The organism is Glutamicibacter sp. NPDC087661, assembly GCF_044743275.1.
GTDB lineage: Bacteria > Actinomycetota > Actinomycetes > Actinomycetales > Micrococcaceae > Glutamicibacter.
This window is the reverse complement of sequence record NZ_JBIUWE010000001.1, coordinates 540,994-561,382: the sequence shown is the minus strand read 5'-3', so window position 1 is coordinate 561,382 and position 20,389 is coordinate 540,994. Positions and strand designations below refer to the sequence as shown.

The 20,389-nt window shown below is 59.9% G+C and carries 15 protein-coding genes; 2 read left to right on the top strand and 13 right to left on the bottom strand.

The window, feature by feature from the left end:
• From ACIOTN_RS02680 to ACIOTN_RS02665, 4 genes are all read right to left on the bottom strand, one after another.
• Positions 1–4,794, bottom strand: coding sequence for an NAD-glutamate dehydrogenase (locus ACIOTN_RS02680; protein WP_105656862.1), 4,794 nt, complete (start codon positions 4,792–4,794; stop codon positions 1–3).
• A 125-nt stretch (positions 4,795–4,919) separates the two neighbouring features.
• On the bottom strand, positions 4,920–6,167 hold the full coding sequence (locus ACIOTN_RS02675) for a chromosome partitioning protein (RefSeq protein ID WP_105661489.1): 1,248 nt from the start codon (positions 6,165–6,167) through the stop codon (positions 4,920–4,922).
• Positions 6,164–6,829, bottom strand: a complete 666-nt coding sequence (locus tag ACIOTN_RS02670) for a flagella basal body P-ring formation protein FlgA (protein WP_166650796.1) — start codon at positions 6,827–6,829, stop codon at positions 6,164–6,166. The genes ACIOTN_RS02675 and ACIOTN_RS02670 overlap by 4 nt, the downstream gene beginning before the upstream one ends.
• Before the next feature lie 90 nt (positions 6,830–6,919).
• The gene (locus ACIOTN_RS02665; RefSeq protein WP_402734767.1) at positions 6,920–7,555 is read right to left on the bottom strand and encodes a hypothetical protein; all 636 of its coding nucleotides are present in this window, start codon (positions 7,553–7,555) and stop codon (positions 6,920–6,922) included.
• A 47-nt stretch (positions 7,556–7,602) separates the two neighbouring features.
• On the opposite strand from ACIOTN_RS02665, the gene ACIOTN_RS02660 reads away from it, so the two are divergent.
• Both ACIOTN_RS02660 and ACIOTN_RS02655 read left to right on the top strand, forming a co-directional pair.
• Complete coding sequence (locus ACIOTN_RS02660; protein WP_146112239.1) at positions 7,603–8,325, top strand: hypothetical protein; 723 nt, start codon at positions 7,603–7,605, stop codon at positions 8,323–8,325.
• A 40-nt stretch (positions 8,326–8,365) separates the two neighbouring features.
• Positions 8,366–8,890, top strand: a complete 525-nt coding sequence (locus ACIOTN_RS02655) for an Rv3235 family protein (RefSeq protein ID WP_105656818.1) — start codon at positions 8,366–8,368, stop codon at positions 8,888–8,890.
• Here ACIOTN_RS02655 and secA read toward each other — a convergent pair.
• The 9 genes from secA to ACIOTN_RS02610 form a co-directional block, all read right to left on the bottom strand.
• Positions 8,887–11,535, bottom strand: a complete 2,649-nt coding sequence (gene secA, locus ACIOTN_RS02650) for a preprotein translocase subunit SecA (protein ID WP_105661490.1) — start codon at positions 11,533–11,535, stop codon at positions 8,887–8,889. The two genes, ACIOTN_RS02655 and secA, sit on opposite strands and share 4 nt — an antisense overlap.
• 133 nt (positions 11,536–11,668) lie before the next feature.
• The gene (locus ACIOTN_RS02645; protein ID WP_402734766.1) at positions 11,669–12,841 is read right to left on the bottom strand and encodes a winged helix-turn-helix domain-containing protein; all 1,173 of its coding nucleotides are present in this window, start codon (positions 12,839–12,841) and stop codon (positions 11,669–11,671) included.
• A 20-nt stretch (positions 12,842–12,861) separates the two neighbouring features.
• Positions 12,862–13,560, bottom strand: a complete 699-nt coding sequence (gene hpf / locus ACIOTN_RS02640; RefSeq protein WP_105656863.1) for a ribosome hibernation-promoting factor, HPF/YfiA family — start codon at positions 13,558–13,560, stop codon at positions 12,862–12,864.
• A gap of 169 nt (positions 13,561–13,729) precedes the next feature.
• Positions 13,730–14,518: a ComF family protein gene (locus tag ACIOTN_RS02635; protein ID WP_105661492.1), complete on the bottom strand. Its 789-nt coding sequence runs from the start codon at positions 14,516–14,518 to the stop codon at positions 13,730–13,732.
• Positions 14,519–14,587: 69 nt separating this feature from the next.
• On the bottom strand, positions 14,588–16,291 hold the full coding sequence (locus ACIOTN_RS02630; protein WP_105656822.1) for an LpqB family beta-propeller domain-containing protein: 1,704 nt from the start codon (positions 16,289–16,291) through the stop codon (positions 14,588–14,590).
• Entirely contained in the window at positions 16,291–18,111 is a 1,821-nt protein-coding gene (gene mtrB, locus ACIOTN_RS02625; RefSeq protein ID WP_105656823.1) for an MtrAB system histidine kinase MtrB, read from the bottom strand. Before mtrB ends, ACIOTN_RS02630 begins: the two co-directional genes overlap by 1 nt.
• Positions 18,108–18,788 carry an MtrAB system response regulator MtrA gene (gene mtrA / locus ACIOTN_RS02620; RefSeq protein WP_105656824.1) on the bottom strand — a complete coding sequence of 227 codons (681 nt, stop codon included), beginning with the start codon at positions 18,786–18,788 and terminating at the stop codon, positions 18,108–18,110. The genes mtrB and mtrA overlap by 4 nt, the downstream gene beginning before the upstream one ends.
• A gap of 136 nt (positions 18,789–18,924) precedes the next feature.
• Positions 18,925–19,989: a hypothetical protein gene (locus ACIOTN_RS02615; RefSeq protein ID WP_402734765.1), complete on the bottom strand. Its 1,065-nt coding sequence runs from the start codon at positions 19,987–19,989 to the stop codon at positions 18,925–18,927.
• On the bottom strand, positions 19,982–20,353 hold the full coding sequence (locus ACIOTN_RS02610; RefSeq protein ID WP_105656864.1) for a chorismate mutase: 372 nt from the start codon (positions 20,351–20,353) through the stop codon (positions 19,982–19,984). The genes ACIOTN_RS02615 and ACIOTN_RS02610 overlap by 8 nt, the downstream gene beginning before the upstream one ends.
• Positions 20,354–20,389 lie beyond the last annotated feature (36 nt).

Genomic DNA, 20,389 nt, shown 5'->3' with positions numbered 1-20,389 from the left:
TTACCTTCGGACGATGGAACGCAAGAGGCGAAGTGCCACGGAAAGTGAAGCCATGTCGTCTCGTTCCAGGCTGTTCACTTCCGCGAACATAGTCTTCGCACGATCAAGGTTAGCCGCGTTTGCCTCTTCCCATGCAGCAACACGCTCTGCCGGGTCAGCAATATCGCCGTGGGCATCCAGGATGTTGCCGGTCAGGTCGATGATCGTGGTGTACAGGTCATCGCGCATTGCGGCACGAGCCAGCGCCTGCCAACGATCCGAGCGAGGAAGGTTGGTGATGCGATTCAGCAGGCTGTCCACATCGAACAAGTCGTAGAGCACGTAGTATGTTTCTGCAACCTTGACCGGAGCGGTCCCGGTGCGGTGCACATATTCTGCCACGTCCAGCAGCGCGTAGGATTCGAACTGAGTCGCCCACATGCTGGCACGACGCTCCGGGATCCCCTGGTCCATGGCCTCTTCACGCCACTCCTGGAATCTCTGGAGGTCAGTGCCCCGAACCAAGGTTGGCAGGGCCTCACGCAGTTCGGTAACCGTCGCTTCGTAGCGTTTGACCGCTTCGGTGACCAGCAGTTCCTGATCGACGCGGTTGATGAACCAGCGGGTGGCACGGTCCAGCAGGCGGCGCATGTCGTGGTGCTGGCGGCCCCAGTGTTCCAGATCGGTTCCGGCAGGCTGTGCATTGATCGCATCGAACTGGCGGTCGAATCCGTAGATCTCACGCAGCGCGCAGAAGACCTTGGCAATCTGGACTTCGCTGGCACTGGTTTCTTCCATGGCACGGAAGACGTAGGTGATGCCGCCCATGTTCACGATGTCGTTGGCGATCACGGTCGCGATGATTTCTCGGCGCAACGGATGGCTTTCGAGCTGATCCCCGAAACGCTCTACCAACTTGGTTGGGAAGTAGCGGCGCAGGGTCCGGGTGAAGTACGGATCATCGGCGAGATCGGATTCGGTCAGCGCGTTCGCCAGCTGGATCTTCGCGTATGCGGCCAGCACCGAGAGCTCTGGGGTGGTCATCGCCTCGCCAGCGGCGCGGCGCTCTTCCAGCTGATCCGCGTTTGGCAAGAACTCCAAGCCACGGTTCAAGTCAGCATGGGCTTCCAGCCACTGCATCAGGCGCTCGTACGCTGGTGTCCAGGTCAGTGCCGCATGCTTCTCATTGAGCAACAACACGTTCTGTTCGAAGTTGGTCGTCAGCACCAGATCACCGATGTTATCGGTCATCGAGAGCAGGAACTCCGTGCGTTCAGCCTCGGTGAGATTGCCCGCCTTGATCTGGCGGTCCACGAAGATCTTGATGTTCACTTCGCGGTCAGAAGTGTCCACGCCAGCAGAGTTGTCAATGGCATCGGTGTTCAGCAGGACGCCCTTGCGGGCTGCCTCAATACGGCCCAGCTGGGTCATGCCCAAGTTGCCGCCTTCGCCAACAACTTTCACGCGCAGATCTGCGCCGTCGACGCGGATGGCGTCGTTGGCTCGGTCGCCGACCTGGCCGTGGGTTTCAGCCGCTGACTTCACGTAGGTACCAATACCGCCGTTGTAGAGCAGGTCCACTGGCGCTGAGAGGATGGCCTTGAGCAGTTCGTTAGGGCTCAGCTTGGTGGTGCCGGCGTCCAATCCCAGGACCTCGCGGACCTCGGCGCTAACCGGCACGGACTTGAGGCTGCGCGAGTACACGCCGCCTCCGGCCGAGAGCAGCTCCTTGTTGTAGTCTGCCCAGCTGGAGCGTGGCAGATCATACAGGCGCTGGCGCTCGTCAAAGGCGACCTGGGGATTCGGGTTCGGATCCAGGAAGATATCACGGTGGTCGAAGGCCGCCACCAGCTTCACGGTGGGGGTACGGCGCAAACCGTTGCCGAACACGTCTCCGGACATATCGCCCACGCCGACGGCGGTGAATTCGTCCTTCTGGGTGTCGATGCCCAACTCGAAGAAGTGGCGCTTCACCGATTCCCAGGCGCCGCGTGCGGTGATGCCCATGCCCTTGTGGTCGTAGCCCACCGAGCCGCCCGAAGCAAAGGCATCGCCCAGCCAGTGGCCCTTGTCGGCCGAGATCGAGTTGGCGATATCGGAGAAGCTCGCGGTGCCCTTGTCGGCAGCGACCACCAGGTAGGAATCATCGCCATCGCGACGAACCACGTTGGCAGGGGCTTCGATGTGCTCACCGTTTTCGTCGGTAACCATGTTGTCGGTCAGCTCCAGCAGGGTGCGGATGAAGACCTTGTACGCGCCCTTGCCTTCTTCCATCCATGCACCGCGGTCGAGAGCTGGATTGGGAAGCTGCTTGGCGTAGAAACCGCCCTTGGCACCAGTTGGCACGATGACGGAGTTCTTGACCATCTGGGCCTTGACCAGACCTAGCACTTCCGTACGGAAATCTTCTCGGCGATCGGACCAGCGCAGGCCACCGCGGGCCACGGCGCCGAAGCGGAAGTGGGTACCCTCAACACGCGGCGAGTAGACCCACAGTTCGTGCTTCGGACGCGGGAATGGCGCGAAATCGATCTCTTCCGGGGCCAGCTTGAATGCCAGTGCCTTGTGGGTGGTGAAGTAGTTGGTGCGTTTGGTCGCTTCGATCACCTTCACGAAACGGCGCAGCAAGGTGTCGGCATCCAACGTTGGCACGGATTCCAGCGCTTCGGCGACCTTTGCGTGCGCCTTCTGCCGAGCAGCTTCCGAAGCCACGGAGCTCAGCTGCGGGTCGAAGGTGGCCTGGAACAGCTCCACAATGGCGTGGGTGACTGACGGGTTGCCAACCAGGGTGCTGGCGATGAAGCCAGTGGAGTTCGGAACCCCGAGCTGCAGCAGGTAGTGGGCGTAGGCACGAAGCATCGAGACTTCCTCCCACGTGAGTCCCTCGTGCAGCACCAGTGCGTTAAGGCTGTCGGATTCGGCGAGGTTGCGGACCACTGCGCAGTAGGCCTCAGCCAGCTTGGCTTCCACGGCCTGGAAGTTGATCTCCTCATCGATCTTCAGGCCCATGTCGTAGATGTAGCGTTCGCCGATTCCTTCTGGATTCAGCTCGTAGGGGCGTTCATCGACGACTTCCAGACCCAGATGCTGCAGAACTGGCAGTATGCGCGAGAGCAGCAGCGGCTTGGTCACATAGATCTTCATGCGCTTGGAAACAGCAGAATCCTCATCCTGCTTCTCGTCATCGTAGAAGGAGACAACCGGGCCATCGACTTCTGGACTGCTCAACTCGGTGAGCAGGTCAATATCCTTCAGCGCATCTTCGATTTCGAACTGCACCTTGTAGGAAGCCGGGAAAGCTTCGGCCCAAGCATTGGACAGCGTGTTGGCATCGCCCAGTTCCAGGCGCGCGCGGGCGGTGTCAACGATGGCGTCAGACCAGGAGCGCACGGCCTTGGCAATACGATCCTCCAGTGCCTTGCGGTCAACCACGGGGGCCAGTCCGTGGCGTTGCAGGCGCAGCCGGTAGAACAAGCGAACGAGCGCGCCGGCACCCAGCTGCGCTTCATATTCAACGGATTCTGCGTTGAAGCTGCGCTGCAGCTCCTGCTCCACCCGCAGGCGCACTGCGGTGGAGAAACGATCACGTGGCAGGAACACCATGGCAGTGACGAAGCGGCCGTAGTCGTCCTTGCGAAGGAAGACCGAGGTGCGGCGGCGTTCCTGCAGGCGCAGGATACCGAGGGCAATCTTGGTCAACTCGTCGACAGAGATCTGGAACATCTCATCGCGTGGGTAGCTTTCCAGAATGGTGGTGATGTCCTTGCCCGAGTGGGAATCAGGCGCGAAGCCGGTGCGCTTCAGCACCGCTTCAACCTTTTCGCGTACCAGCGGGACGGTCTTCACGCTCGAGGTGTAAACACTGGAGGAGAAGAGGCCGATGAAACGGCGTTCGCCGTTGACTTCGCCATTGGCATCGAAGCTCTTGACTCCGACATAGTCCAGGTACACGCCACGGTGAACGGTGGAACGGGAGTTCGCCTTGGTCACGATCAGCGCACGCTTGTCGCGAGCGGTGATGCGGCCGCGCTTGGTCAGGTGCTGTGGACCTTGGTCCGCCAGATCGCGCATCAGTCCCAAGCCGCTGCCTGGGCGGGCGACCAGGACGTCTTCGCCGTTGATGGTTTCCAGCGAGTAGTCGCGGTAGCCCAGGAACGTGAACTTTCCGTCAGCTAACCAGTCCAGCAGCTCCGATGCCTGCTGCACCTCGGCGATTTCCTCAGCCTTCGGAGTCTGCGGAAGGCTCTGCGCAATATCCTTGGCCCGGTCCAGCATGGCCGGCCAGTCCTTCACTGCAACACGCACATCTGCCAGAACGCTATAGAGGCGCTCAACAAATTCCTTGGCCTGCTCATCGCTGAGCTCGCGAGCGAGCTCGACTGAAATCCACGATTCGATGCGGGTTTCTGCACCGGCCGAAATCAGGGTGCTCAAATCCGAGAGCGCAGCGGTGTCACCGCTGGCAACATGCTGCAGACCAGCATGGCTGATCTTTGAAATTTCGCCGGTCTCGGTCTTGCGGGAGACAACGAACGTCGGATGCACTACCAGCTGAATTGGTGAATTCAGCTGCACTAGTGCGGCAGTTACCGAATCAACAAGGAATGGCATGTCATCGGTGACGATGTGGACCACTGAAATTCCGTTGTTGCGGGTAATGGCGACATTAGCGTTTTCAGCATCACGCTGATACCCGATTTCCAGATGTGCTGCCACGCGAGCTTCGAGTTCGTCTGGCCGGTAGGCCGCCACGTCTTCGGTCGCAATTTGGCCATAGTACTCGCTCACCAATTTCGAGGTGAGTGTCTCATCCATGAATGATTCTGACATGCTGGATTCCGACGAGTTCAAAAGAACGCCTCCAAGAACAAAGTTCGATCAACCCGCGCCTTTGCGGATCTCTAGTTTTACCCACATTACTCGGTTTTCACCTCTGGGGTTCAAGCTTCGGAGTGAAATCGACGACTATTCCATTTCTTGGGTGAATCCGTGGAATTTATGCCGGCCAAAGACCGTATTTCCATACGCAATAGGCACCGAGGTGCGATTTCGAGCAATGGGCTTCCTCCCAGCACTGCCGCGTTGCACGCGGCGCTGTCCTCGGGCAGATACCCTGCGATTTGGTGCGTCGGCCCAAACCGGTCCCACGCTTCAATCAACCTGCGCTTCGGGCTGCGCCCGGTACTGCTGGCTCCCACGCGGTTGAAGACGATTTTCGGATTCAGCCCGGGCAGTGCATCCTCCAATTCGTCGATGGCGCGAAGTGCACGCGGAATTCCCAAGCTGTCGGCACGCACGATCATGAAAAGCTCATCGGAGCACTGGAGCATCTCGACGGTGACAGCGTTTCGCTGTGGTGCTTGGGTATCGAAACTGAGCTGTTCGTCCAATTCAATGTACGGAGCCAAATCCAATACGACCAGGTCGTAGTGAACTTTGAGCAGCATGGCCGCTCGCCGCAGCGCCGAGGCCCGGACCTCGGGCCACCGGCTAGCACGCGGGATTCCGGTCGCCACGCGCATGGTCGCCTCCCCGACCTGGACCAAGGAACATGCAGCGTTGAGTCGGGCAACATCCATCGAGCCGGCGTCGATGGCACGGCACAACTGCGCGATGGATGCCGATTCGTCCATGAGCCCCAATTGAATGGCGATGCTGGCGGCGTAGGTATCTGCGTCCAGAAGCACCACGGTTTTTCCTGCTGCCGCCGTTTCCACCGCATAATTCAGCGCGACGGTACTGCGCCCGGGAGATCCAGGGGCGCTCCAGAAGCTGACGATTCTTCCGTTCCGGCCCGTAGAGTCGTCCTCCGGTTCGGGAACCGCGAGCGTTCCGTCGGTTCCAGAATGATTCAATGACTGAACTACGCCCCTGATGCGTCCTTCCAGCTCGGCCATGCCGGAATCCGCAGGCAGATGAAGGACATCAGGCAATGGCTTCCAGTCTTCGGGCCGGTCAAAGAACAGGACAACCGCTGTCTGGCGCATCAGCAACGCATCAAGTTGTTCCATGGGCGGCACCAGCTGGGCGTCGGCAACGATCAGCACATCAGCCATTCCGGTATCGCAAGCGGCAATGGCTTCGGCTATGCCGGAGCAGACGCGGGTGACCATCAGTTCCCCGCGGTACCCTTCGATTTGCCGGACGATTTTCTCCTGGTCGCCGAGCACTACGACCGAAATACTCATTGTTCGGTCCCGGCCGGGTTGTAGACGACGATAATTCTCGATTCGTTTGCCAGCGCTTGAAGCAGCGGTTCAAGCTGATTCGGTTCCACCAGCAGTTCCAGGTTGGTGCCTTGGGTTCCCACCAGTCCCCCGCCGCTTTCAACGCGTGCGGCGACTTCGACCATGGAGGAGAGCTTTTCCGGGACTCCGTAGGTGCTGCCGCTGGTTTCGCGTTTGGCAATCCATACGTCAACAAAGCTACCGGGGGTAATCGACGAAGAAAGGTCTGCCGGAAGATCGACATTGACCGGCCTGCGCGATCCCACTTCACTGTGCATTATCGAGGTGACTGGAATCAGCTGCCCTTCGCTGATAAAGGTGTTCGCTCGGGCGTCCTGGCCGAGCTGCGCATCTGTGTGCAGGTAGTTCTCGAGAGTTTCGCCAAGCTGGACTTCTTGAGTTTTCATGTTCTCGCTGGTCAGCTTTTCTCCGAGGGTGATATTGGTGCTGGCGACATACACCGTGGACGTCTGATGCAATTCGCCGACCAGGTACACGGTTCCCGCGACCGAAGCGACTACGAGCACCGCGCCGAGAGCCAGGCGTGGGTCCTTCCAACTAGGCCGTCGCACACGCGAGGCCGAGGTTGTCCGCGCGTCCTGGGCGATCTGTTCTGTGATCAAGGCTTTGACCTTCCGCCAGCATAGGTGCTTATGGATGGTGAGCCTACGACAACTTGGTCCTGCTGGAAAGACCTTGCGTGCACTTGTGGATCACGAAAGAGTGATCGCTTCGACCCATCCGATAGCATCCAGTGGAATCAGCAGTTGCGTTGAGGCCTGCTGGGCTCTGGCGAATTCATCGCGAGGATGCACCAGAATAATCAAAAAATCCTTGGCTACCTGAGTCAGAGTTCCTTCAGCCATGGAGCTGCCCGCACGGCCAAAAACATGGCATCGTGCGCGGTCCCGGAGCAATCCCCGCAGAACCGAGGAAAACTTCACCGAGCGGCCCGGCGCCCGCCGTTCCACCGCAGGTGCGCGCCTCGGCGGAAGGGCAAAGGATTCAATCGCTCCACTGCGGATCACCCATTGGGCCTGCTCTGTTTCCAGGCAGATGTAATCGGTCGCGCAAGGGCCGAGCTTCGCGCGGAGTTCGCTTCCCCCGGCCAGCCGGAGGCTCAATTCGTGTCCGTAGAACCGCATCAGAGTAGGCAGCAGTTCGGCAGTTGCCCGTTCAACCCTGATGTTTTCGGCAATTTCTTCACGCAGCTGCGCCCGGCTCTGTTCTGCTAGCTGAGCCTCCAAGTCGTCGAAGAGTGAATCCCACCGCATGCGCCCACTGTACGAGAATAAACATTTTTGCGTAACCCTATTCACAAAACGATCTCTAAGTGTCACTATGAACATCAAACAACATCAAATGACATCAAAATTCATTCAAGGAAGTGATTCGGGTGTCTCGCCAACGGCAAATATTCGTGCTGCTGCTCTTTTCGGCAGCGTCATTGGTCATTATCTATGTGGGAATCCAGTGGATATCTGATTACTTCCGGTCCCCAGTCGATGGGCTCGCCACAGCGGACCACATAAGGCTTCTCGTCAGCCTTTCGTTCCTGGCGTTACTTACGCTGTACTTGCTGCGCGTGGCCTTGGCCCAGATGATCCGCTGGGCGTTCACCCACCGCAAGCCGAAGCTAGCGCGGTTCTTCGAACGAATCGCCCCCGCACTGAGCAGAAGAATTCTAGGCTCAATGCTTGGAACCTCGATTGCCCTCTCTTCAGTCGCTGCAGCCTACGCGGGTGAACCACTGGCAGTTTCCCTGGCACAGGTCCCGGCGGAAAACGCCAGCCAAGAACTAGCCAGCTATGCAGGCCCGCAGCAAAACTCCGTACCGAGCCCGCAATGGTTCCCCGAATCCATGAGCGTTCCCCTGAGCCCACTGGTATCCCCCGGGGCCAGGAATCCAGGCCAACGTTCGGTGCAACGCACAGAAGTTGTCGTCGCTGAAGGGCAGAATCTGTGGACCATAGCGGCAGAACATCTAGGTGCCCAGGCCACCGTGGAAGAAATTTCTGCCTATTGGCCAAAGATCTATCAACGCAACAAGAAGTCCATCGGCACCGACCCGGACCTGCTGCGAGTTGGAACGGTACTTGAACTACCGCCAGCCGGCTAAGCGCATTCAAGAACTTCCCCACGCCCAACTAGGAGTCATCATGAGCACCATCGCCATCAGCCCCCGTAGCGCCAACACCGGCTACTATCAACCGGACATCTACGCAGCCAACCTCCCAGACCCGAACCCGGCTGGCGCCACCTCGGCCGCCGAGCCTTGCCAGGCTCCGGCTCACCTGCGTCGGGCAATGGACAATATCTTCCATCGCTCTGCTGTCTACCGCAGCGAGCACCGGGCCATCGTTGAGATTTCGCATGCAGTAGCCCGCGCGGTCTTCGAAATCGTGGCTGGGTACCGCACCGTGAATCAGCTGGCATTCGTGATGGAGCCCTCTTGCATTGCCAAGCTCCGGCGCCGGGCCCTCCTGGAGACCCAGTGCTACACGCTCGAGCCGCTGCCGGGCACGGCACACGGGCAGATCATCTCATTGCACCTGGACCGGTGCATATCAGGTTCTTGGGAATGCACCGTCATCTTGGGCTTTAAATACCGCGTCCGTGCCGTGGCTCTGAAAATTGAGCCCTGGCACGGACGGTGGCAGGTGACCGATGTGGAGCTAATCTAGCTGCGCTTGGCCTTCTTGTTCTTCTTCTTGCTCGACGTTGCCTGGGCGCGAGTGGTGCTGGCTTCGCCATCTTCATCCGGGCCGGTGAACTGCAGGTTCTTCGGCTTCGCCGATTCGTCAACCACTGGCGCGGCAGCTGCTTCAGCTCCGGTGGGGATCTCCAAGTTGAAGAGGGTTCCGATGCTTTCCTCGCGGATGCCTTCCATCATGGTCTGGAACATGGTGTAGCCTTCACGCTGATATTCCACCAGCGGGTCGCGCTGGGCCATGGCACGCAGTCCGATTCCTTCCTTGAGGTAATCCATCTCGTACAGGTGCTCCTGCCACTTGCGACCGATGGTCGAGAGCACTACACGGCGCTCCAGATCGCGCATGGTGGAAGAACCAACAAGCTTTTCCCGCTCTTCGTACTGGTACTGGGCATCCGAGAGGATTTCGCGTTCCAGGAACTGCGCGGAGAGGTGCCCCACTCCGCCGGCCTCTTCGAGAACTTCATCGATGGTGATGCCGATCGGGTACAGCTGCTTGAGGTTGGTCCACAACGACTTGAGCTCCCAATCGTCCGGGTCGCCGACCTGGGTCGCTTCCAGGACCATTGCCTTGACGACATCTTCCAGGAAGTGGCCGACCTTTTCTTCGAGGTCGTCGCCTTCCAGGATGGAACGGCGGTCAGCGTAGATCGCTTCACGCTGGCGGTTCATCACGTCATCGTATTTCAGCACATTCTTGCGCTGCTCGGCGTTGACGCCTTCCACCTGTGCCTGGGCGGACTCAATGGCGCGCGAAACCATCTTGGATTCCAGCGCCACGTCATCTGGCATCGACGGGTTGTTCATGATGCGCTCGGCCATCCCGGAGTTGAACCGGCGCATCAGGTCATCGGTCATCGACAGGTAGAAACGCGATTCGCCCGGGTCGCCCTGGCGGCCGGAGCGACCACGCAGCTGGTTATCGATGCGACGTGATTCGTGCCGTTCGGTGCCCAGCACGTACAGGCCGCCGAGCGCCGCAACTTCCTTCGATTCGTTGGCGACGGTTTCCTTCGCCTTGTCAAAGACTTCGTCCCAGACCGTGTTGTACTCTTCCGGGTTGTTCTCCGCATCCAGGCCACGGCGCTCCATCTCGGCCACGGCCAGGAACTCAGCGTTGCCGCCGAGCATGATGTCGGTACCGCGGCCGGCCATGTTGGTAGAAACGGTCACCGCGTTCTTGCGGCCGGCCATCGCGACCACGGCAGCTTCGCGAGCGTGCTGCTTGGCGTTGAGCACCTCGTGGCGGATGCCCTTCTTGGAGAGCAGCCGGGAGAGGTATTCGCTCTTTTCCACGCTGGTGGTGCCCACCAGGATCGGCTGTCCCGTCGCATGGCGCTCGGCAATGTCCTCAACCACAGCATTGAACTTGGCGACTTCATTCTTGTAGATGTAGTCCGACTGGTCCATGCGGATTGCTGGCTTATTGGTGGGAATCTCCACCACGCCCAGCTTGTAGGTACCCATGAATTCCGCGGCCTCGGTCTGCGCCGTACCGGTCATGCCCGAGATCTTGGCGTACATGCGGAAGTAGTTCTGCAAGGTCACGGTGGCCAGAGTCTGGTTCTCGGCCTTGATCTCAACGTTTTCCTTGGCCTCGATGGCCTGGTGCATGCCCTCGGAGTAGCGGCGGCCAGCCAGTGCACGGCCGGTATGCTCGTCAACGATCATGACTTCGCCGTTGACAACGACGTAGTCCTTGTCCTTCTTGAACAGTTCCTTGGCCTTAATGGCGCTGTTCAGGAAGCCGATCAGCGGGGTGTTGTTCGCTTCGTAGAGGTTATCGATGCCCAGGTAGTCCTCGACCTTTTCGATGCCCGACTCCAGCACGCCGATGGTGCGCTTCTTTTCGTCGACCTCGTAATCGTCTTCACGCTTCAGTCGCGAGACGATCTTGGAGAATTCGGTGTACCAGCGGTTCACATCTCCCGAAGCCTGTCCGGAAATGATCAGCGGGGTACGCGCCTCATCGATCAGGATCGAGTCGACCTCATCGACGATGACGAAGTTGTGTCCGCGCTGGACCAGCTCGTCCTTGCTCCACGCCATGTTGTCGCGCAGGTAGTCGAATCCGAACTCGTTGTTCGTGCCGTAGGTGATATCGGCTTCATACTGCTTGCGCCGCTCGGCAGGCTTCTGGCTGGAGAGAATGCAGCCGCAGGTCAGACCGAGGAAGCGGAAGACGCGACCCATCAGATCCGACTGGTACTGGGCGAGGAAGTCGTTGGTTGTCACCACGTGCACGCCGTCACCGGTCAACGCGTTCAGGTAAGCCGGTGCGGTAGCGACCAGGGTCTTGCCTTCACCGGTACGCATTTCAGCGATGTTTCCCAGATGCAGGGCAGCACCGCCCATGAGCTGGACATCGAAGTGGCGCATGCCAAGGACCCGGTCCGAGGCTTCGCGGACCACCGCAAAAGCTTCTGGGAGCAAGTCATCCAACGTCTCACCGTTAGCCAAACGTTCGCGGAACTTGTCGGTTTCACCCTTGAGCTCTTCGTCCGAAAGTTCGCGAATTTCGACTTCCAACGTATTGATCGTGTCGGCGTACTTACGAAGAGTCTTCAGAATCTTCTTGTCGCCGGTACGCAAAATACGTTCTAGCAATGATGCCACGTGGTAGCTCCCAATATCTCAAGCACAGTAATTTCTGGCGTCTTCAGTCTACGTGAGGAAAACAGCACATCTGGCTATTTCAATCCCATTTGCGCTGTTCTTATAGCGAACAGCGATTTGATCAACAGGCCCTTCACAGCCCGATTTCCACTCGTTCAAGTTCCAGCCAGCGCGCCATGCGATCCAGCTCGGCTCGCAATCCAGCCTCGACACTGGCGTCGACACCCTGCTCGTAATGCACCTGCTTTGCGTGCAGCACCGACCTGGCCCGGTCAGCTTTCAGATCCACTCGGCCCACGAACTCTTCGCCGAAAAGCATCGGGAAAACGTAGTAGCCGTAGCGGCGCTGATTTTCCGGCACGTAGATTTCGATGCGGTATTCGAACCCGAAGAACTTCTCCAGCCGGCGGCGATTGAAAACCATCGAATCAAAAGGTGACAGCAAACGCAGGTCAGGATCGATCCTGCGCGGAATCTCGGTGCCGGCCTGCAAATAGCAAGGCTCGGCAATGCCGGCAACCTGTACTTCTTCGATGAGACCAGCACGTGCCTGCTGGGCGAGCTCTTCTTTCGCCGCGCGCACCGGAAGACGGAAATACTCTGCGACGCAGTGAGCGGTGGCGATGCCAAGGGCATCCATGGCCCGGACAACCAGCCGGGCGAGGGCCTCGTGCCGCTGCGCCGCATCGAGTTCCTGTTGCGTGCCCACCACATCCGCGGCTAGTGCGTAACGGCGTTCAAACTGGGAGTTGCGTCCCAGCGTCAAGATCTTGGCTTGGGCGAAAAGCGACTCGGTGACGAACTTGGTGTCATTCCAATTCCACCCCCAATGCTTTTTCTCCCCGACCGGGGCGACGTCCAAAGCCTGGCTGATTTGCCGGGCGCTGGAGCCTGGATTATTGGACAGGTATTCAAGGACGCGATCCGAGAGGTCATGCTGTTCGGCGGAGAACCCATCTGATTTATCGATCCAGGTTCGGCGCTGCCATACCCGCAGGTCTTGAATGAGTTCGGAGCTGACCACCGAGGCCTCATGGGCCCAATATTCGGTGATAGGGCTGAGCGGTTTGGCCAGAAGCTGGTCCAGCACCTTGGTGTCATAGGCGCCGAGCCGGGCGAACATCGGCATGTAATGGGCCCTGCGAACGACGTTCACCGAGTCAATCTGCAATTGCGCGATACTGCCGATAGCGCTGACGATTCTCCGCGCGGTGACGGGTTGTTCTTTCCTGCCCTTGGACAGGCCTTGGGCGGCCAACGCGATTCTTCGTGCCTGCTTGAGGCTGAGAATGCGTTGGCCGCCCACGCTAGTTGTGGTTCCGATGACTAGCCTTCTGTTGCCAAGGCTTTGTCACGGTAGCCGCGAGTTTCCCTGGTGGCTTCTTCATTGGAGTTCAGTGATGGATCCAAGGAGATGACACCGTACTGGTACTGGGTGCGGCCATAGACCACGGCGTGCTCGCCGGTGGCTTCATCGATGAAGAGGTAGAACGGATGGCCGACCAGTTCCATGCGGTCCACTGCGTCATCAACGCTCATCACTTCTGCAGGGAAGGACTTGCGGCGGATGACCACTGGCGAGTACTCGGCGTTGGCCTCGACTTCGGCAGCTTCCGCGGCTTTCTGGGCTTCGATGGTTTCTTCAACCAACGACTTGCCGCTCGATGCGGTAGGCAGGCCGCCAGTTGCCTGGTGGACAGCCAGCGGGGTGTGGTTGCCGCGATGCACCTTGCGCTTGTCGCGGGCCTTGCGCAGGCGTTCAAGCAGTTTTGCGAACGCGATGTCGAAAGCCGCGAACTTGTCAGCGCCGCGAGCCTCGGCTCGAATTGCTGGGCCACGGCCAACAACGGTCAATTCAACGGACAGTGCAGTGCTCTGATCACGAGCGTGTGCTTCTTTGAGGACCTTGACGTCGATGCGCTGTATTTTGGTGGCCAGCTGGTCAACCTTGGTGATTTTCTCGTCAACATACTCACGGAAACGATCCGAAATGGTGATGTTGCGTCCGCTGTAGTTCAGCTCCATGGTGTCCTCCAATAGGGAGTCGGGTGACACAACAGTCCGAAAGTTCCATCCTTTCGGACTGAAGATGGGCTTTTAGCTGCATCTGTGATGCATCCCATACTTCACCTTATGCCACCGTGGCCAAGATTCAAGTATCCGGGCTCACAATTTCCGATCGCGGTAAGCGTAATTACTGTTCAGGTGCATTATTTGGCGGTCTCGTCAAAGCCAGTACCACCGCGCTGGTGACGTCATATCCTGCCTCATGGCAGGCCATGGCCGCGTGCCGCAACGTCGAACCGGTGGTTAGGACGTCGTCGACCAGGATGACCGGCTGGCCATTAGCGCTGGCACGCTCGGCAACGAAATGGGTTCGGCCGCCGCGCCGGTCTGAACCGCTCTTGGTTTTCTGCGCCCCGCCCAAGGCGGAACCGAGGCGGTAGTGCAGCAGCGTGCGGCACTCTAGATCTGCCGACAGCAGCCCGCGAGCGAAGCCGTGGTCGAGCATCGTCTTCACCGGAGAGTAGCCACGCTGCGCTGTTGCCTTGAGCGAACTGGGCACCGGCACCACCAGGGTAGGAAGATTCGCGCGCTGCGGGATGCATCCGGCGTTCAGCGCGGCAGCAAGATAAGGGGCGAAGAGCGAGACGAGGAAGTAGCGCTGCTTGTTCTTGAATGCCAGCAAAGCCCGAGCCAGCTCCTTGCCGTAAGCGCCGCAGGAACTAACGGCAAGCTGCTGGCCGAGCGCGGGAAGCTCGACATAGAGATGATGCGTGTCCGGCAGGGGCGGCAGGCTCAGTTGGCGTTGGATTTCACTGCGGCATTCGGGGCAAAGCCGAAAATCTGCCCGGGCGCAGACCGCGCAACAGGCCGGAAGCAGGAAGTTCGCGATTTCCCTGGTGCCGAATCCCAGCCAGCGCATGGGCCTGCTGCGGGACAGCTCATCGAAGTACCGCAGCCACTCTTCGGGAATTTCCATACGGCCAGACTGGCCGATGAACCGCGTCGATCGGTCTGGTCGCCAACGAGCTGTGGAGCAAGGTCCTGCTTAGCCGGGATAGGCGACGTCCTGGGCAAAATCCTCAAGCTCGTGCCAGGAATTGCCCACGCGGGTATACAGCTTCTCGTTGGTCTCGGCATACACTTCGCGGCGGCTGCCGACACCGGTAGCGATGCCGACCATGCCCAACAGCAGCTGCAGGTGCTCGCTGCCGCCTTCGAAGGTGATCTGGGCCGCTTCAACAGCTTGGTCATCACCGAGCTCGGCAACAATAATGGATCTGTCCGAATCCCATAGCGCGGTATTCACCGGAACTTCTGGATAGATCTTCATTGGCGAATCCGTGAGTCCGCGGGGCACACCTTCAGCATCGCGGATCACGCCGGCGACGTAAACCGACGTGGTCTTGCCGATGGTTGCCACGATCAGCGCCCGCGCGCCGTCGCGGGAAATCCGCAAGGAATCGATCTGGGCATCTTCCAGCCAGGCCACATCGATTGGACGGGCTTCACCCTTCATTTCGGTGTCGGCAGGGACCGCCCTGATCGGGGTAGCTGCCCCGTTATCCGCGGTCCAGGTCCAGCCGGCCAGATCCATGGACGGCTGGATGAGCTCCTCGCCCTCCAGCGAAAGGCGCAGGCTGCCCTTGTCGTCAATCCCCCACAGCTGGGTGCGGCGGCCGTTGAGGAAGGCATAGCGATTGCCGACCGGAGACATGGCCGGGTCCCGTGGGTTGTATCCGGAAATATCCGGGACGCCGCCCACCGGAATGATCGAGAGTCCCTTGACGTAGACCAAGTACTGGTCCGAAATGCCGATCAGCGTATCCTGCGTGCTGGGGTTGGACGTAGCCGGCTCGAAGTTAGTGTCTTCGGTCGAAAGGTTGACTTCGTTTTCCTCCCGCAGCAGCTTTACCGAGTCCACCGGAGCTAGGCTGGTCAGCGTGGCTTCCATCTGCTGCTTCATCAGCAAGATGCTCCGGTCGGTAGCATCTGCGAAGGTATTGGAGTTCAAATCGATGGTCGCTTCGCCATCGCGCACCGGCACCGCTGAACGCACCAGTCCGCTGGCCGTCGAGAAAGCGGAGACGACAGCATTTTGCAGGTACGGGGCTGGTCCTGCCAACAAGGCTTCCACCATCGACGTGGTGGTGCCCGAACCCGAGGTGAACCACCGTATGTCGGGAACCAAATAGGCGAAGCTCGCATCGTAGAAGTACAGGGTCTGCGCGGCAAAGATCTTGGTGAACGTCGAGGCTTCGAGCATCGTGCCGTCCGGGGCTTTGGTAATGCGCCATTCGTCGTCTACCTTGGCGACTTCGATATCCACTGCACGGGTCGAGTGATCCGGGTAGTCGGTGCGCACGCCATGCGCGTCGACTTCACCGGTGATTTCGAGCTGGATGGTGTACTTGTTCGCATCGGCCCCGTTGACCACATTGAAGGCATCGTAGATCAGCGTCTGCGTATCACCGCGCCAGGTGTTGCTCAGCTGCGCGTCCATGAATTCGCGGGAGACAGCATAATCTTCGGATACCGAACGCCCAGCCTCGACGAACCCCTCGACGATGGCCCTGGCATCAGCACCTGCTGCCGGTCCATCGGCCGCATAGCTGTAGCTTTCAGCCCCGCTAGTGTCGGTTCCGGCTTCAATCTGCTGGACGGTGGAAGTTCTAGGAATCGAGGCGCAGCCAGAGATCGCAAGCGCAGCAGCAAGGATGATCGCGAGGCTGGAAAAGAATTTCTTCCGCATCAGCTCTCCCCTTCCTTCTTCTGCTCGTTGCTGCCGAGGTTCGGATTGGTGACATCGTCATCTGGCGAATCCGCATCCAAATCCGGATCAAGAACCAGCGGCGTGTATCCGATCTTTGGCACTTCACCGGTCAGCGGGAAGCTGTCTCCCAAAATCACCGTAGCCAGGCTTTCAGGAACTGGCGGTTCCAGTGGAAGCGGCGACGAAGCGATCTCCAGGTCCTCGCTGCGTGGCAAGGTCAGGCGGAAGACCGAGCCGACCCCCGGCTTGCCCCACGCTTCCAATCGGCCATCGTGCAACCTGGTGTCCTCCATCGAGATCGACAAGCCCAGGCCGGAACCTCCGGTGGTCCGTGCACGGGCCGGATCAGCGCGCCAGAATCGGTCGAAGACGTGGTTGCACGCCTCTTCGGACATGCCGATGCCGTAGTCGCGCACGGTGATCGCCACCGCGCTCTGGTTGGCGCCGATGGTGATATCGATTGGCTTGCTTTCACCGTGCTCCACCGCGTTGAGCACCAGATTGCGGATCACACGCTCGACGCGGCGCGGATCCACTTCTGCGACGCAACCGTCGCTGGGCGCGTTCAGGCGGATGAGCGAACCGTATTCATCAGCCACCGGGGTGGCGGTATCGATAACCTTGCGGGCTATGACGTTCAAGTCCGTTGACTCACGGTCAAGCACCGCGACGCCGGCATCGAAGCGGGACACTTCCAGCAGGTCATTGAGCAGGTGCTGGAAACGCTCGATCTGGTTGTACATCAGTTCGGCGGACCGCGCGGTAAGCGGATCGAAGTCCTCGCGGGCATCGTGGATCACTTCGGCAGCCATGCGCACGGTGGTCAGCGGGGTGCGCAATTCGTGCGAGACATCGGAAACGAAGCGTTGCTGCATGGCCGAGAGATTATTCAATGCGGTGATCTGCTCTTGCAATGAATGGGCCATGTGGTTGAAGGCCGTCCCCAATCGGGCCACCTCGTCCTTGCCGGCGACCTTCATTCGGCGGTCGAGGTCACCGGAAGCAATCCTCTCCGAAACATACGCGGCATCGGCCACCGGGCGGACCACGGTACGGGCGACCGACCACGCAACGAAGCCAACCACTGCCAGCAGAATCAGCCCGGTGAAAGCCATCGCACGATTGATGAATTCGAGGGTATCCTGCACGCTGGACAGGTCGTAGACCAGATACAGTCCGTACTCGCGTCCAGGCGGAATCAGTACCTTGGTGCCGACAATGAGACCGGGCTTGGTTGCGGTATCGGCACCCAGCTCGATGGAACGCCAATAGATGCCTTGCTCCCCTGCAACCCGCTCCGCGAGATCGCCAGGGATCACGCGGGTGGTCAGGGAACCGGAAGCCATTGGCCCAACATAAAGGCTTTGGTCACCGGCAATGGGCATCAGCACGAAATCGCGGACTACGGTTGCGCCATCGCCTTCCAGGGAAGCCAAGGTCGAATTCACCAGGGCCTGGGTGGAGGCGCGATCGGTGGTGGAAGCCGATTCGAGAATGGAGCGGGCCTGGACCAGGCCGCGTTCCGATTCCTTGGATATCTGGTTCACGCGCTCTTCGAAAAGCGTGGAGGCGATCTGGTTGGAAAGGAAGGCGCCGGCGGCAACCAAAGCCAGCGCAGTGAAAAGCAGCGTCGAAATGACGGTGCGGAACAGCAGGTGGCGTTGCCAACGCAGCTTGGCGGTGTGCCAGGGACGCTTGATCCACTGCTCGATTTTGCTCCACCGGGCGGGTTTGGACTGCGACTGGGCATGCACATCGACCGGAACCAACTCTGCACCGGTCGACGTGTGCGAACTCAACTTGCCGAACCAGCCTTGTATCCGACACCGCGAACGGTCTCGATAATCTGCGGCTTCTCCGGGTCAATTTCAATCTTCGAGCGCAGGCGCTGCACGTGCACGTTGACCAAGCGGGTATCTGCAGCGTGCCGGTAGCCCCAGACGGCTTCCAGCAGCTGCTCGCGGCTGAAGACCTGCCATGGCTTGCGGGCCATGGTGACCAGGAGGTCGAATTCCAGCGGGGTCAGCGACACGACATCGGTTCCGCGGGTCACTCGGTGCCCGGCCACGTCGATGGTCACTTCGCCAACTTGCAAAGTCTCCGCGGCGTGGGTTTCGCTTGGACGCAAACGGGCTCGCACGCGGGCCACCAGCTCGGCTGGCTTGAAAGGCTTGGGCACGTAGTCATCGGCACCGGATTCCAGCCCGCGGACAACGTCGGCAGTGTCCGACTTGGCGGTGAGCATCACGACGGGAACGTCGGATTCCGCGCGGATCTGCTTGCATACCTCGATGCCGTCAATGCCAGGCAGCATCAGGTCAAGGAGCACCAGGTCGGGGTTCGCTTCACGGAATGCTTCCAGAGCGCCGGAACCGTCGTAGCAGAATGAGGCATCGAAGCCGTCATTTTGCAGGACAATGCCAATCATTTCCGACAACGCTTCGTCATCGTCAACGACTAAAATCCGTGCCTTCATCCCATGTCCCCCTGAAACCGTAGGTTTGAGGTTTCAGCCAACTGGCCAAACCGGGTAGATCCGCTACCCCACTATTCCTAAGATACATGATCAACCGCCCTTTTCGGGCTGTGACCGGCAGGAATCAGGCAGTTAGCTACGCATCGACGCGTGTCTGCTCCAACGCTTGGGCATAACTGGCCAGCCGTCGCAGGTTCTCGATGGCCTGCGCCGAGCTGCTGCGCGAGAAGTCTCCACGCGGCATCAGGGTTAGTGCACCTAGCTGCCCCAAGCCCAAGCCCAGCTGACGCCAAGGACGAAGAATGGAGTTCACCCCTTCTACAACACCTGGTGCCCGGGTTCCGGGGGCGAGCACCTGCAAGAAGACGCGGCCCCCGCCTTCGACAAGTCCCGCTACCCGCTCCCACTTGCGGTGCGTCAAGCCTCCAGGGTCGATGACCAGCGCGCCGGCACCGGCTTGGTGCAGCAGATCCACCCGTTCAATCCAGTGTTCATCCTGGGTAGGCAGATTCAGCAGCGAGGTGACCCGTTGGCCTTCGGCCTCGCCAGCGAGCACCTTGAAGAACTGCGCATAGGCGCTTCGCACTTCGGCGCGTGGGATCGAGCGCAGGGTCCGGTATCCGCTGGCGGTACTGATTGTGCCGTCGAGCGCGTCGCCCAGCAGCGGCTCATCAATCTGGATAGTGAAGTCCGCCAGCGAGGTAATGCGGGCCAGTCGGTCCAGATGCTCGCGTGCTCCGTGGGCGTAGGACTCGATGATGTCGCGGCACGCCCCATGATCGCTGATCACCCGCTCCCCGTTCGACAGGTACAGGCTGGCGGCCAAGGTCCACGGACCGAGCAAGGTGAGCTTGAGGCGCTGGGCAGGTTTCGCTTCCGCGCCGAGTACATCAGCTAGCAGATTCTCGTCACTGCGCAGGATGCTGCGGGCACGACGGGCATCGATACCGTCCTTGGCACCGATCCTCCAGCCGTGCGGCTGCAGATCGAAGCCGAGGTCTGCCAGCAAGGTGGCGCTGCGCCCTACCGCATCGGCGCCGACGCCACGATCCGGCAGCTGCGGGAAGACCGCGAGGTTGGGTTCTCCCAATTCCCCGCGCACCACTTCGTGGATGGCCGACGGGTCGCTGCCCGGGAACTGGCAGAAAGCGGTGGCGTGAACATCGCGGCGTTCAGCGGCCTCGTGTTCCTGCTCAGTCATTGTTGTGCGAGTCAGAAATGTTCTGGTGGTGGCGGATGACTTCAGAGATCACGAAATTCAGGAATTTTTCGGCGAATTCTGGATCAAGATGCGCTTCGTGGGCCAGGGCGCGCAGGCGCTCGATCTGCGCCTTCTCGCGGCTAGGGTCGCTCGGCGGCAACTGGTGCTCGGCCTTCAGGACCCCTACGCGCTGAGTCGCCTTGAAGCGTTCAGCCAACAGGAAAACCAGCTGCGCATCGAAGTTGTCGATGCTGCCGCGGATGGCGTACAGCTCTTCGAGGACTTCATTCTGGACCTCGCCCTGCAACGAGCTGGCGTGCGGGTCGAATGACTGGGTGGTCTCAGTGTTCTTCGGCTCGTTCATGATCACCAGTTTACGGGTTCGCATGACGGATTACCC